The organism is Cnuibacter physcomitrellae (genome assembly GCF_014640535.1).
Lineage (GTDB): Bacteria > Actinomycetota > Actinomycetes > Actinomycetales > Microbacteriaceae > Cnuibacter > Cnuibacter physcomitrellae.
The window spans coordinates 1935892-1949021 of sequence record NZ_BMHD01000001.1; the positions used below are offsets into that span (position 1 = coordinate 1935892).

12 protein-coding genes are annotated in these 13130 nt (G+C 72.1%); 7 read left to right on the plus strand and 5 right to left on the minus strand.

The window, feature by feature from the left end; genetic code table 11:
* Positions 1-21: 21 nt before the first annotated feature.
* Positions 22-1755: a PQQ-binding-like beta-propeller repeat protein gene (locus tag IEX69_RS08995; protein WP_085020679.1), complete on the minus strand. Its 1734-nt coding sequence runs from the start codon at positions 1753-1755 to the stop codon at positions 22-24.
* A complete protein-coding gene (locus tag IEX69_RS09000; RefSeq protein ID WP_085020680.1) occupies positions 1752-2444 on the minus strand; it encodes an RNA polymerase sigma factor in 693 nt (230 codons plus the stop codon). The genes IEX69_RS08995 and IEX69_RS09000 overlap by 4 nt, the downstream gene beginning before the upstream one ends.
* A gap of 82 nt (positions 2445-2526) precedes the next feature.
* On the opposite strand from IEX69_RS09000, the gene IEX69_RS09005 reads away from it, so the two are divergent.
* Entirely contained in the window at positions 2527-3441 is a 915-nt protein-coding gene (locus IEX69_RS09005; protein WP_085020681.1) for a hypothetical protein, read from the plus strand.
* Positions 3442-3490: 49 nt separating this feature from the next.
* Positions 3491-3784, plus strand: coding sequence for a hypothetical protein (locus IEX69_RS09010; RefSeq protein WP_085020682.1), 294 nt, complete (start codon positions 3491-3493; stop codon positions 3782-3784).
* 523 nt (positions 3785-4307) lie between these two features.
* Here the strand turns inward: IEX69_RS09010 and IEX69_RS09015 are convergent.
* On the minus strand, positions 4308-5027 hold the full coding sequence (locus IEX69_RS09015; protein WP_085020683.1) for an MBL fold metallo-hydrolase: 720 nt from the start codon (positions 5025-5027) through the stop codon (positions 4308-4310).
* A 53-nt stretch (positions 5028-5080) separates the two neighbouring features.
* On the opposite strand from IEX69_RS09015, the gene IEX69_RS09020 reads away from it, so the two are divergent.
* The gene (locus tag IEX69_RS09020; protein WP_085020684.1) at positions 5081-5626 is read left to right on the plus strand and encodes a TetR/AcrR family transcriptional regulator; all 546 of its coding nucleotides are present in this window, start codon (positions 5081-5083) and stop codon (positions 5624-5626) included.
* Here the strand turns inward: IEX69_RS09020 and IEX69_RS09025 are convergent.
* Entirely contained in the window at positions 5616-6539 is a 924-nt protein-coding gene (locus IEX69_RS09025) for a glycosyltransferase family 2 protein (RefSeq protein ID WP_229756289.1), read from the minus strand. The genes IEX69_RS09020 and IEX69_RS09025 overlap by 11 nt on opposite strands.
* Positions 6540-6608: 69 nt before the next feature.
* Here IEX69_RS09025 and IEX69_RS09030 point away from each other — a divergent pair, with 69 nt between their 5' ends.
* Positions 6609-9101, plus strand: a complete 2493-nt coding sequence (locus tag IEX69_RS09030) for a beta-glucosidase family protein (RefSeq protein WP_085020685.1) — start codon at positions 6609-6611, stop codon at positions 9099-9101.
* A gap of 510 nt (positions 9102-9611) precedes the next feature.
* Here IEX69_RS09030 and IEX69_RS09035 read toward each other — a convergent pair.
* A complete protein-coding gene (locus tag IEX69_RS09035; RefSeq protein ID WP_085020686.1) occupies positions 9612-10211 on the minus strand; it encodes a TetR/AcrR family transcriptional regulator in 600 nt (199 codons plus the stop codon).
* Positions 10212-10326: 115 nt separating this feature from the next.
* Between IEX69_RS09035 and IEX69_RS09040 the strand changes: the two genes are divergently transcribed.
* The 3 genes from IEX69_RS09040 to IEX69_RS09050 all read left to right on the plus strand — a co-directional run bounded on the left by IEX69_RS09040 (position 10327) and on the right by IEX69_RS09050 (position 12763).
* Positions 10327-10911, plus strand: coding sequence for a hypothetical protein (locus tag IEX69_RS09040; RefSeq protein WP_085020687.1), 585 nt, complete (start codon positions 10327-10329; stop codon positions 10909-10911).
* Positions 10908-12374 carry a dihydrolipoyl dehydrogenase family protein gene (locus IEX69_RS09045; protein ID WP_085020688.1) on the plus strand — a complete coding sequence of 489 codons (1467 nt, stop codon included), beginning with the start codon at positions 10908-10910 and terminating at the stop codon, positions 12372-12374. Before IEX69_RS09040 ends, IEX69_RS09045 begins: the two co-directional genes overlap by 4 nt.
* 83 nt (positions 12375-12457) lie before the next feature.
* Positions 12458-12763: a hypothetical protein gene (locus tag IEX69_RS09050; protein WP_085020689.1), complete on the plus strand. Its 306-nt coding sequence runs from the start codon at positions 12458-12460 to the stop codon at positions 12761-12763.
* Positions 12764-13130: the final 367 nt, after the last annotated feature.

A 13130-nucleotide genomic window follows, 5' to 3' on the forward strand; every position in this document is an offset into this window, starting at 1 on the left:
CGCGTCCGCCGGAGCCTGTGCTCAGCCGATCCCGAACATCGTCCCTCCGGAGAGTCCGACGAGGTACCCTCCCGCGAACGCCCAGCGCTCGTCGGAGGCGATCGGCCTGGTCCACAGCACCGCGCCGGTGACCGCATCCCGCACGGTCGCCGTCGGCACCGTCCCCTCGGGGCTGTGGACCTTGTACGTCGCCACTCCCCCGCTACCCCACGCGTCCTTCAGCTCGTAGGTCGCCGTCCAGCCATCCGGGGAGTCCAGGAACGGGTGGGGTGCCGGCCGGCCGGCAACGTCCACGACCTCGCCGTCCATGGTGAAGGCACACGTGGGTCCCTTGCTGGTGGTCGCGTCCTCCAAGGAGTAGCCGCTCGACCACTGGACGACGAGTCCGTCCGGCGTGCGCTGGAACGGTTCGAAGTACGGGTTGACCGTGCAGGTCGAGCCGTCGACGATCCACCTGGACTCGCCTGTCAGACCATCCACCATCTCGACCCTGCCGTCGGCGAAGCTGACCATCACGGTGGACGTCTGGAGCTCGCCGGCGCCCGGGACGGCCTGGGGTGAGGTCACCGTCGCGACCTGCAGCGCTCGCCCGTCGTCGCTCCTGCTCCACAACTCGTTGCCGGCGTCGTCGATCCCCGCGATCGACGAGATCGTCGATCCGGTCATCGTCTCGCGTATCGTCACGCCATCCAGATAGAGGTACCTGCGGTCCTGCGGCCCCTCGACCATGATCGCCCCCGAGTCGATGTCGACGACCTTCATCATGGAATGCGGTTGGACATCGGTGCTCGCATAGGAGATCTGCAGGACGGAGCTCTCGTTCGTGATCGTGCTGACGCTCACCCGCGACGCGTCGACGGATACGCTCCAGGCGACCGACGAGGGATCCAGCGGGTCTTCTCGACTCACCGTCACCTGGCCAGTGCCCCCGTGAGGGTCAGCGGGCGTCCGCCGGACGGCGATCACATCGCCGGAGTCGTCAGCGATCGGGAGGATCGAGTCCCACGGGTGCTCGGAGAAGTAGTCGAGGGAACCCAGGGTCTGACCTGAGGCCAGATCCAGCACCTCGGCCGGCACGTCGCGCGGATCGGCATCCTGCGGCGCGCCGGAGAGGACCGTCTGCACGAGCAGATGCCCCGAGGTGCCGAGAACACGGACGTTGGCCGTCGTGTACGTCGTCGGCTCGAACGGCCAGGTCCACTCCCTCGTCCAGACCACGGTGCCGTCGCGCGTGTCGACGAACGAGAGCCAGAGCTTGGTCTCGGTCGGCGCGCAGTCGTAGGCGAGGTCTTCGGGCGGCTGCGTCGGCCCGCTCTGGACGAGCGCGTATCCGTCCGACACGTCGATGACCTGGGGGTCCTGGCAGATGTCTCCCGCACCGGGGACGTCGATCGTCCACGCGGGCGTGGCGGGCGGGGCGGACACGACGTCGCGCGGCGCGATCGGGTCGCCCGTCACGACGAGCGGGTGGGGCTCGGGCGTGGGGGTCGCGGATGGGGTGGGCGTAGGGGTCGGGGACGCGGTCGCAGGGGCCACCGCCGCCTGCGTGGCCGCGGGCGGACCGAAGAGGTCGATCCCGCCCAGCGCCATCGCGACGGCGCTGGAGCCGACGCCGATGCCGAGCGCGGCGAGGATCGCGAGCACGACGATCCGCACGTGGCGGCGATGGTCGCGCGCCGGGGTCTGCTCGACGGTGTCGATCAGCATGGTGCGGATGGCGTCGCTGCGCTGCGGGTCGAAACGGGGTCCGGTCATCGCTCTGCACCTCCTGACGAGGTCGTGGATCCGGTCGGCGGAATCGTGGATCCGGTCGGGTCGAGATCGGTCGCGGGAGCGCCGTTCGCGGTCGCGGGCGCGCCCTTCGCGGTCGCTGTCGCGCTCAGGAGCTCGGTGATGTGGGCTCCGAGCCGCTGCCGGGCCCGGGAGAGCCGGGACTTCACCGTGCCGACGGGGACCTTCAGCACCGCCGCGGCCTGCTCCATCGGGAGCTCCTCGAGCAGGCACAGGGTGATGACGTCCTGGTCGTTCGGGCTGAGGCGGGCGAAGGCCGCCCGCACCTGAGTGTCGCGGGACGAGTTGTCGAGCCGCTCGTCCACATCCGCCGTCTCATCGGGCTGCTCCGACGCCGCGGGGACGGGGATGCGCTGCAGCGCCTCGCGGTATCGCCGGACGCTGCGCGCCTGGTTGCGGACGACGAAGTTCGTGGTGACGAGCAGCCACGCGACGATCGAACCGTCGACCACCCGGACGGAGGCGCGCCTGCGCCACGCCTCGAGGAACACCATGGCCGTCACATCCTCGGCGTCGTGCGGCGCACGGAGGAGCCGCAGCGCCTGCCCGAAAACCCGATCGCGATGCCTGTCGAAGAGCGCCGCGAAGGCCGAGGAGTCTCCGTCGCGAGCGCGCGCCCACGTCTCCTCCTCGTCGGTGATTCCCGTCCCCATATCCCCTACTGTCCGCATCCCACCCCCGGGTTCCATCCTCGCTCGCGCCGTGGCTCTCGAGTGCCGTGCGTACGATGGCACGATGGTCGACACGGGGGCGGGGGCCCCTTCCGCGGCACCGCGGTACCCCACGAGACCAGGGCGGACCGCCCTCTGGCTGCTCGGCGCGATCGCCCCGGTGCTCTGCCTCGTCGTCGCCGTGCCGGCGATGTTCCTGACCTACCTCCTGGCGTATCCGCTCCTCTACGCGGGACCCGTGGTGGGCACGGCGGTGATCGTGGGTGGGGCTCTGCGGCGGCGCCGCATCCGTCGCGAGCTGGCCGCGGGCGGCGGCCTCGACGTCGTCGCCGCGGGCGCGGCCGCCGCGTCGGGGGCGGCCGCGGCTGCGGTGGCAGGGTCGGGCGTGGTTGCCACGTCGGGCCCGGGCGCCGCCGCCGTGGCACGGCCGGCCGATGGCGCTGTGTCAGTGCCCGGCGCCACCGCCATGACAGGGCCGGCCGATGGCGCTGTGTCAGTGCCCTGCGCGGCCGCCGTGACAGGGCCGGGCGCCGTCGACCGCATCCCGGAGTGGGATGACCGGTCCACCCCTCGCTCGGGCGCCCGCCCTGTCGCCGACGCGGCGCTCGTCGCCCGCGAGGCGGCCGCGTTCCGGCTGGTGCGCCAGCCCACGCTGTTCCTCGCCTACTCCGCCGTCGCGATCGTCGGGATCGCCAGCCTCGTGACGGCGATCCTCGGCGACATCAGCCTGGCCTGGTTCTCGCTGAGCTCCTTCGCGTTCCTCGGGATCACGATCTCGTGCGTCGCGCCCGGCTGGGCCTTCTCGAGGGGCGTGGTCGTCGGCGAGGAGCATGCGCTGCTCTCTCGCTCGGGCTCGTGGCGACTGATCCGGGCCCTGCGCATCCTCTCGCTCGTGGTGGGCGGCGTGGCGACGGTGCTGGCGGCCTACGTCGCGATCGCCCTGCCGCTCGGCGGGCCGTGGGCGTTCTGGCTCTTCTGACGCGCGCCGCTCTGCCATCCACATCCCCTCCGCTGGGTACGCTCGTGCCATGGCGAAGCACCGGGTCGTGATCGAGCTGGAGATCGAGGTCGAGGACGAGGACGCGTTCAAGGATGCGCAGATCGTCGACATGGACCCGCGCGCCATGGCGCTCTCGGACCCCGACGACGAGTCCGTCACGAAGATGGTGACCGCCGCGGTGCTCTTCGACGTGCACTGGCGTCGGCGCGGGCTCAACCCCTCCCTCTCCTCGACGGGCTGGCGGGTCCGCTCTGCCGACGGCGGCTGGATCGAGCACGTCCTCCCCGCCGAGCCGCCCCTCCCCCCGGCCTCCGGCGCGTAGCCCCGGGCACCGTCCGGACTCGGCGCGCTCCGCCGGACTCGGCGCGGATGTGACACTTGTGGCGACCTCCATCGCTCGCGAGCCCGACCACGACTGCCACATCCGCACCGCTCGCCCTCCCCGCGTGGCCGCGCCCACATCCACCCCGCCCGCGCCAATCCGTGGCCGTCGTCCCTGCTACTCACCGCGCAGAGCAACGGAATTGCCACTCGTGGCGACCTCCCCGCCCATGAACCCACCACGACTGCCGCATCCGCATCCCCCGCCCTCCCCGCATGGGCGCGCCGAACGAGCCCGCCCGCAGCGACGCGCGCGGATATGACACTCGTAGCGACCTTCCCGCCCGCGAAGCCACCACGACTGTCAGTTCCGCACCACCCTCCCCACGTGGGCGCCGGGCGAGCCCGCCCGCAGCGACGCGCGCGGATGTGACACTCGCGGCGATCTTCCCGCCCACGAACCCACCACGACTGCCACATCCGCCCGCCCACCCTCCTCCACCGGCGCGGGCGCGGCCCGGGCGCTAGTGGGCGGCGGCGGCGCGCTCGACGGCGTCGACGGCGGCCTCGACGCCGCCCGCCCAGGGGGCGCCGTGGCCGGGGAGGACCCACGTCGCGTGCGTGGGCAGCAGGGCGCGGAGGGAGGCCAGCGCCTCCGCGGGCTCGTCGGTGAACGGCGCCGGCGCCGGGCCCACTGCGCCCGTGAGCACGTGCCGCGTGGTGAGCGCGTCGCCCACGAACACGGCGTCGACGAGCGGCACGTGCACGGCGATGCTGCCGGGCGAGTGCCCGGGCATGCCGATGATCTCCGGTGCGCCCGGCAACGGGAGCACGTCGCCCGGCCGCGCCTCGACCACCTCGGTGAGCCACACCGGACGCGCCCCGCCCTTGCGCAGCGAGTACGCGGCGAACCCCAGGAGCGCGCCCAGGCGCATCCGGCCGGTCGGGTTCTTCGGCTTCGGGCCGCCCTTCGCGCGCGCCGCATCGCCCGGATGCACGTACACCGGCACCCCGCGCTCTCGTCGCAGCCGCTCGGCGAAGCCGACGTGGTCGGAGTCGCCGTGGGTGAGGATCACGCCGCGGATGTCGTCGACGCGCCTCCCCATCGACGCCAGCTCGGCGAGCAGGTCGCGCCAATGGCCGGGGAGGCCTGCGTCCATGACGGTGATGCCCTCCTCCGTGTCGACGAGGTACGCGGCGACGATGTCGTTGCCGATGCGGTGGAGGTGGGGTGCGATCTGCATGATGGCTACGATACATAGCCATCATGGCTACTGTCAATAGCTATACTCGAGCCATGCCCACGCCCGACCGCACCTCGCTCGACGCCATCCTCTCCGCCGCCCGGGACCTGCTCGAGGACGACGGGCTCCCCGGGGTGACGATGCAGGCCGTCGCGACGCGGGTCGGCGTCCGAGCCCCGTCGCTCTACAAACGCGTACAGAGCCGCGGGGAGCTCATCCGCCTCGTCGCCGAGGCGACGCTGCGCGAGCTCACCGAACGCGTCGACGATGCGAAGACGGCGGCGGACGTGCTCGCCCGGTTCCGGGAGTTCGGCAAGGAGCGGCCCGCGGCCTTCCAGCTCGTGATGACGCCCGGCCCCGGCATCCCCGTCGCCAACCGGGAGCTCAGCGCGGCCTCGAGCGCGGCACTGATCCGCACGGCGACCGACCTGGCGGGCGAGGCGGATGCGCTCGAGGCCGCGCGCACGCTGACGGCCTGGGCGACGGGCTTCATCAGCATGGAGCTGAACGGCAGCTTCCGCCTCGGCGGCGACGTCGACCGCGCCTGGAACTACGGCGTCGAGCGCCTCGTCACCGCCCTCAGCGACGCTAGGCGGTGACCGCGCCGCCGTCCGACGCGCTCGAGTCGGACGCGGTGGCGACGGGCGCCTTCGGCGCGCCGCCCCACTCCCGCGCGGTGCGGTGCTCGCGCAGCTGCCGCTCCAGGTGGAGCGCGGGGTAGATGCCGAGGAACACCGCCATCGGCGCCAGCAGTCGGACGTCGCGGATGCCGTGCGCCTCGTAGGTCCGCTTGAAGCGCTCCACGTAGTAGAAGTAGTCCTTCGGCGCGGAGTCGAGTCGACGGGCCGACATCCCCACCACCATCGACGAGACGTATCCCACCTTCAGGCCCCGCAGCGCGAGGTGGACGGCGAGGTCGAGGTCCTCGTGCATGAGGTCCTCGCGGTCGGCGCAGGTGTCGTCGCGCACCGCGATCCACGCCGCGCGGGTGATCGCCATGTTCGTCCCGAACAGGAAGACGTAGTCGCCGGCGAGCTTCACCTGGATCTTGCGGAACCCGTCGTCCGCCTTGTGCCCGAGCCGCCGCAGGGGCATGTCGTAGTACTCGACCGGCCCGCTCGCCGCCACGAAGTCGCCCGTCGAGAACGCCCTCTGCACCTGCTCGACCCAGTCGGGGAAGAGCGCGGTGTCGGCGTCGATCCGCCCGATCACGTCGCCCGTCGCCGCGTTGAAGCCGGCGTTGCGGGTGGGGGTGATGCCCTGCTCCGCATCCTGCGTCACCAGGCGGATGCCCGCATCCGGGAAGGCCGTGATCATCGCCTCGACCGCGGCGCGGGTGCCGTCGGTGGACTTGTTGTCGACGACGATGATCTCGTGGAACGGCACCGTCTGCTCGACGGCGCCGATGAGGCACTTCCCGATGCTCTCCTCCTCGTTGTACGCCGGGATCACGAGCGAGACGGTCGGCAGGGTGGTGGAACCAGCGGTGGCGGGAACAACGGTGTCGGTCACGGCGATGCCCTTCGGTCGAGGTGCGGCTCAGTCTGCCAGACACACCTACGATGGTGGTCGGGAGCCCACATGATCGAGACGCGCATCCGAGACCTGCTCTCGGAGCTGACGGATGCGGAGAAGATCGCCCTCACGGCCGGCGCCGACACGTGGACCACCACCGCGATCCCGCGGCTCGGCATCCCGTCGATGAGGCTCGGGGACGGACCGCACGGCGTCCGCCGTCCGCGGGAGGACGCGCAGATGTCGATGTTCGACGCCCATCCCGCGACGTGCTTCCCTACGGCGGTGTCGCTCGGATCCACGTGGGATCCCGTGCTGGTGCGCCAGGTCGGCGAGGCTCTGGGCAGCGAGGCGCGCGATCACGGGATCGGCGTGCTGCTCGGACCGGGCGTGAACCTCAAGCGGACGCCGGTGGGCGGGCGCAACTTCGAGTTCTTCTCGGAGGATCCGCTCGTGACGAGCGTCCTCGGCGGAGCGTGGACCTCCGGGGTGCAGAGCGCCGGGGTGGGCGTCTCGCTCAAGCATCTCGCGGCGAACGAGACGGAGCGGCGGCGCTACGGCGTCGACTCGATCGTCGACGAGCGCGCCCTCCGGGAGCTGTACCTCGCCTGCTTCGAGTCCATCGTGACGAACGAGCGCCCGGCCACCGTGATGGCGGCCTACAACCTCCTGAACGGCGAGCACTGCACCGAGAACCGCGAGCTGTTGACGACCATCCTGCGCGACGAGTGGGGCTACGAGGGGGTGGTCGTCTCCGACTGGGGCGCCGTCTGGGACCGCACGCTCTCGATCCCCGCCGGAGCCGACCTCACGATGCCGGGCCTGGGCCGCGACGACGACGAGGGCGTGCTGACCGCCCTCGCCTCGGGCCGGCTCCCGCGCGAGGATCTCGACGCGGCCGTGGCGCGCATCCTCGCCCTCGTGCTCTCCCACGCCGACGAAGCGTCGGGCGACCCGCACTCGGTGCCGTCGGGGGCGGACGGGCACCACTTCCTCGCGCGGCGGGTCGCCGCGGCAGGAACGGTGCTGCTTCAGAACGACGGGATCCTGCCGCTGCGCCCGGGGGCGACGGTCGCGCTCATCGGTGCCATGGCGGACGACCCCCGCTACCAGGGCGCCGGCAGCTCGCACGTGACCCCGACGCGGCTCGACACCCTCCGGGTGTCGCTGACGGAGGCGCTGGGATCGGACGCCGTCACCTACGCTCCCGGCTACGAACGGCTGCTCGGCACGTCGCCGCCCTCCCGCGCCCTCATCGACGAGGCGGTCGCGCACGCGCGGGCCGCAGATGTGGCCGTCGTCGTCGTGGGGCTGCCGGAGACGTTCGAGACGGAGGGCGTGGATCGGCGGCACCTGCGACTCCCCCATGCCCACACCGTCCTGATCGACGCCGTGGTCCGCGCGAACCCGTCCACGGTGGTCGTGCTGCAGAACGGCTCCCCCGTCGAGACGCCGTGGCGCGGGGAGGTCGCGGCCGTCCTCGAGGCGTACCTGGGCGGGCAGGCGGGAGGCAGCGGCCTCGCCGACGTCCTTACCGGCGCGGCCGAGCCCGGCGGACGCCTGGCGGAGACGTTCCCCGAGCGCTACGACGACCATCCGGTGGCCCGCCTCCCCGACGGACCGGCCACGATCGAGTACCGCGAGAGCCTCTACGTCGGATACCGCTGGTTCGACAGCGTGAAGACCCCCGTCGCGTTCCCCTTCGGGCACGGGCTCTCGTACACGACGTTCGACTGGTCGGATGCGCGGGTCACGCCGCTGCCGGGTGGTCCCCCGGGGTCGTTCGCGGTCGAGGTGACGGTGACGAACAGGGGCGCGCGGCGCGGGTCGGACGTGGTGCAGGTCTACGTGCACGCGCCCTCCGGCGCGGTCTTCCACCCGGAGCAGGAGCTGTGCGGCTTCGCGAAGGTCGAGCTCGAGCCCGGCGCGGCCGAGCGGGTGCGGATCGAGCTGGGGCCGCGGGCCTTCCAGTACTGGGATGCGGCGGCGCACGGGTGGCGGCTGGAGCCGGGTCGCTTCGAGATCCGGATCGCGCGCTCCTCCCGCGACGTCGTGTGGAGCGACAGCGTGGAGGTGGGCGACCCGCACCCGGAGGCGACGACGACGCACGGCTCGCGGTCCGCCGCATCCGTGCCCTCCAGCGCCCCCGAGGCGTACCGGTCCCCCTCGGCGGAGCGGCGGTTCCCCGCGGCGGACTTCGCCGCCCTCCTCGGCCGACCGCTGCCCCCGAATCGCGCACCCCGTCCGGGCGAGTACACGCTCGACACCGCCGTGCTCGACATGCAGGACACCCTCGTCGGGCGACTCCTCCTCGGCACGCTGGTGTCGCAGGCCACGCGCGTGTTCGGCATCCCCGCCGAGGGCCGGGAGGCCCGTGCGATCGCGCGCGCCGTCGCGTCGCAGCTCACCCTGCGCCTCCTCCGCGCGGGCAGCGGCGGCCGCATCAGCCGCCGCCTCGCGCTCCGCGCCCTCGCCGTCCTCAACGCCCTCACCCGTCCGCGAGGTCGGCGCCGACCCGGCACCCGTCGGCGGCCGGACTCCGCCCCTCCGCGAATCTGACACTCCCGGCGACCTCCGCCACCCCAACCCGCGACAACCGTCAGATCCAGCACCATCCGCTGGGCCTCCAGCCCTCCCCCTCGACCCGGTGCATGGATCTGACACTCCCGGTGACCTCGGCCACCCTCAGCCCGCCGCAACTGCCAGATCCAGCACCATCCCCGCTGGGCCTCCAGCCCTCCCCCTTCGACCTGGTGCGCGGATCTGACACTCCTGGCGACTCCGGCCACCCTCAACCCGCCACAACCGTCAGATCCAGCACCATCCGCTAGGCCCCAGCTCTCGCCCTCGGCCGGTGCGTGGATCTGACACTCCCGGCGACCTCCGCCACCCTCAGCTCGCCACAACTGCCAGATCCGCACAATCCGCTAGACCCCAGCCCTCCCCCTCGGCCGGTGGGTGGATCTGACACTCCTGGCGACCTCTGCCACCCTCAGCCCGCCGCAACCGTCACATCCGCACGCCCCAACCTCACGGAGCACCGGGCACGAGAGCGCTGAGGGGGCGAGGCTACGCCCGGGCGAGGATGGCGGCGAAGCCGGCGCCGAGGGAGTCGGCGACCGTCTCCGGGTCGCCGAGGTAGCCGTTCACCATCGCGCCGTCGCGGAGGATCATGAGCTGCCGCGCGGTCGCCTCGGGGTCGGGCACGCCGGCGTCCGCCGCGATGGACGCGAACTGGTCCCGAGTCCAGTCGCGATGGACCTGCACGGCCTCGCGCACCGGGTCGTCGGGGTCGCTGAACTCCGCAGCCGCGTTGATGAAGGGGCACCCGCGGAAGCCCGGGCTGCAGCTGGCGGCCCCGATCCCGGTCGCCAGGGAGCGCAGTGAACCGACGGGATCGCCCTCGTGGCGGGCGCTCTCGATCCAGCCGCGCTCGGCTGCCGCCTGCTGCTGGAGGTAGGCCACGACGAGGTCGCTCTTCGTGCGGAAATGCCGATAGAAGGTGACCTTCGTGATGCCGACCTGCTCGATGATGCGGTCGGCACTCGTCGCCCGGATGCCCTGCGCGTAGAAGAGGTCGTTCGCCGCGGCGAGGATGCGCGCCCGGGTGTCGGAGCGAGGCACCGGGCCCGCCGGCGGTGTGGAGTCCACGGTGTCGTCGACCTGCACGCTCGCCTCCTCTCGTCACCGTTCACTTGCGTCCTTCGGTGGGATCACTCTATAGTCGCCGATGTAGACGTACTAGTAACTCTACATCTATGCCACAAACTTCGAGAGGTTCGACATGTCCGCGTCCGCTCCACCCGTCACCCCCGGCGCCACCCCGCTTCCTACGTCGAGTACCCGATTGCGTCGGCTCTACGTCGTCCGCTTCGGCTTCGCGATCGTCTGGGCGGCGGTCCTCATCGTCACGGCGCCTCTCGGTGCACCTCTGCTCAGCGCACTCCTCGTGCTCTACCCGCTCGTCGACGCAGGCTCCGTGCTCTGGCAGCTCCGCACGGTCGACGCCGCGAGCGGACCTCGGATCCCCGAATGGATCAACGTCGTCGTCAGCGTGCTCGTGGCGATCGCCCTGGGCTGGACCTCCGTCATCTCGGTGGCCGCCGCACTGGCGGTCTGGGGAACGTGGGCCATCCTGTCGGGTGCGACGCAGCTGATCACCGCCGTCCTCCGGCGACGCGCGGGCGGGCAGGTCGCCCTCATCGTGAGCGGCGGGATCTCGGTCTTCGCCGGAACCGCCTTCCTGATCCAAGGGCTCCAGGGGGCGACGACCATCGTGGGAGTGGGCGGCTACGCCATCCTCGGCGGGATCTTCTTCCTGATCGCCGCGATCCGCTTGAGCGTGCTGCTTCGGAAGGGCCGCGCATGAGCGCCGGGGGCGACCGCTTCGACTACGACCTCATCGTGATCGGGGCCGGTCCCGTCGGCGAGAACGTCGCCGACTACGCCACGAAGCGCGGACTCCACGTCGCCGTGGTCGAGTCGGAGCTCGTCGGCGGAGAGTGCTCGTACTGGGCGTGCATGCCGTCCAAGGCTCTGCTGCGGAGCGGGCACGCCCTGCGCACGGCGCGTCGGCTCGCCGGCGCGCGGGAGGCGGTCACAGGCACGATCGACGCGGCCGCAGTGCTCGCCCGCCGGACCGGCTTCACCGACGGCTGGTCGGATGCGGGGCAGGTCTCGTGGCTCGACTCGGCCGGCATCGACCTCCTCCGCGGGCATGGCCGCCTCGTCGGTCGGCAGACCGTCGAGGTGGGCGACCGGGAGTACCGCGCGCGTGCCGTTGCACTGGCCACCGGCTCCGTCCCCGTCCTGCCGCCGATCCCCGGCCTCGACTCCGTCTCCGCGTGGGGGACGCAGGAGGCCACCGCAGCCGACCACGTGCCCGCGAGCCTCATCGTCGTAGGCGGCGGCGTGGCGGGCGTCGAGCTCGCGTTCGCCTTCTCGTCCCTCGGATCCCGGGTCACCCTGCTCTCCCGAGGGGCGCTCCTCGAGCGCGAGGAGTCGTTCGTCGGGGACCTGGTCGCGGCCGCCCTGTCCGAGGAAGGTGTGGACGTGCGATGGGGGTCTGCCCCTGCGCGGGTCGCTCGTGATAGGGATGGGACCGTGACCGTCACGCTGGGAGACGACACCGCGATCCGGGCCGAGGAGATCCTCGTCTCGACCGGACGACGGCCGAACACCGACCACCTCGGCCTCGAGACGGTCGGCCTCGAGACGGTCGGCCTCGGGACGGCCGGGCTCGGGACGGCCGGCTCCGGAGCCCGCAGGACAGAGCTGGTCGTCGACGAGACCATGCTCGTCTCGGGAACCGACTGGCTCTACGCGGTGGGCGACGTCAACGGTCGCGCCCTCCTCACCCACCAGGGCAAGTACCAGGCTCGCGCCGCCGGCGAGGCGATCGCCGCGCGCCTCCAGGGCACCGCACTCCACGACGGACCGTGGGGAGCCCACGTCGCCACGGCGGACCACGGCGCCGTGCCTCGCGTGGTGTTCTCCGATCCGGAGGTCGCGGCCGTCGGGCTCACCGAGCGCGCCGCGCGCGAGCAGGGGATGCCCGTTCGAGCGGTCGAGTACGACCTCGGCTGGGTCGCCGGGGCGAAGCTGCACGCCGACGGCTACGCGGGGCGCGCGAAGCTGGTCGTCGACGAGAGCCGCGGTGTGGTCGTGGGCGCGACCTTCGTCGGCCAGGATGTCGCCGAGCTGCTCCACTCCGCCACCATCGCGATCGTCGGCGAGGTGCCGGTCGAACGACTCTGGCATGCGGTGCCGGCCTATCCGACGATCAGCGAGATCTGGCTGCGTCTCCTCGAGACGTACGGCCGGCCCGACTGAGCACCCCCTCCGCCCCAGACCCCATCCCGCAGAGAACATACAGAACACAGAGAACACAGAGAACACAGAGAGAAGACGACACCATGCCGACGAAGATCACCCTCATCATCGACAACCCCACCGACCCCGAGACCTTCGAGGCCGCGTATCCCGAGCTCCGGGCCCTCGCGGCGCAGCTCCCCGGCCTGCGCCGACTCGAGTCGGCGAAGGTCTGGCCGAAGGAGGACGGAACCCCCACCCCGTCCCACCGGACGCTCGACCTCTACTTCGACGGCTACGACGACGCCTCCGCCGCGGTCGCCAGCCCCGCCGCGGGCGCGTTCTTCCAGGGCCTCGGCGCCACCGGCGTGGGCTTCACAGGGCTGTTCTCCGACATCGAAGAGGACTGACCCCGGGCGGGCCTTGACTGCGCCGACCCCTCTTCGCTTCCGCGGCCAGGGTTGCCGCACAAAGGTACGCTCAGCGCCATCAGGAGCCCATATACGCGTCAGCTCCGCTCTGGCGGTACCTTCTGACGGCCATCAGCGCAGCCGTCGCCGCGGCGTTGCCCGACGTGACGGCCGTCAGCACAGAGGAGCCACCGCGACGCCGGACCCGGTGCCCGACCCGGGACCGGGACGTGATCCGGGGGAGCGCCGATCTCGGGCGACGCTCCCCCTTCTGCTCATCGACCGGGGCGTGGACTCCCCGTGGTGGTCGATGAACTCTCTGCCCCCTCAGCGCGGCCCTGCCACGGCCGATCCGGGCCCAGGGTCC

Coding starts and splice junctions, on each gene's coding strand:
- IEX69_RS08995 (WP_085020679.1), bottom strand. CDS start 1,755: ATGACCGGACCCCGTTTCGACCCGCAGCGCAGCGACGCCATCCGCACC.
- IEX69_RS09000 (WP_085020680.1), bottom strand. CDS start 2,444: ATGGGGACGGGAATCACCGACGAGGAGGAGACGTGGGCGCGCGCTCGC.
- IEX69_RS09005 (WP_085020681.1), top strand. CDS start 2,527: ATGGTCGACACGGGGGCGGGGGCCCCTTCCGCGGCACCGCGGTACCCC.
- IEX69_RS09010 (WP_085020682.1), top strand. CDS start 3,491: ATGGCGAAGCACCGGGTCGTGATCGAGCTGGAGATCGAGGTCGAGGAC.
- IEX69_RS09015 (WP_085020683.1), bottom strand. CDS start 5,027: ATGCAGATCGCACCCCACCTCCACCGCATCGGCAACGACATCGTCGCC.
- IEX69_RS09020 (WP_085020684.1), top strand. CDS start 5,081: ATGCCCACGCCCGACCGCACCTCGCTCGACGCCATCCTCTCCGCCGCC.
- IEX69_RS09030 (WP_085020685.1), top strand. CDS start 6,609: ATGATCGAGACGCGCATCCGAGACCTGCTCTCGGAGCTGACGGATGCG.
- IEX69_RS09040 (WP_085020687.1), top strand. CDS start 10,327: ATGTCCGCGTCCGCTCCACCCGTCACCCCCGGCGCCACCCCGCTTCCT.
- IEX69_RS09045 (WP_085020688.1), top strand. CDS start 10,908: ATGAGCGCCGGGGGCGACCGCTTCGACTACGACCTCATCGTGATCGGG.
- IEX69_RS09050 (WP_085020689.1), top strand. CDS start 12,458: ATGCCGACGAAGATCACCCTCATCATCGACAACCCCACCGACCCCGAG.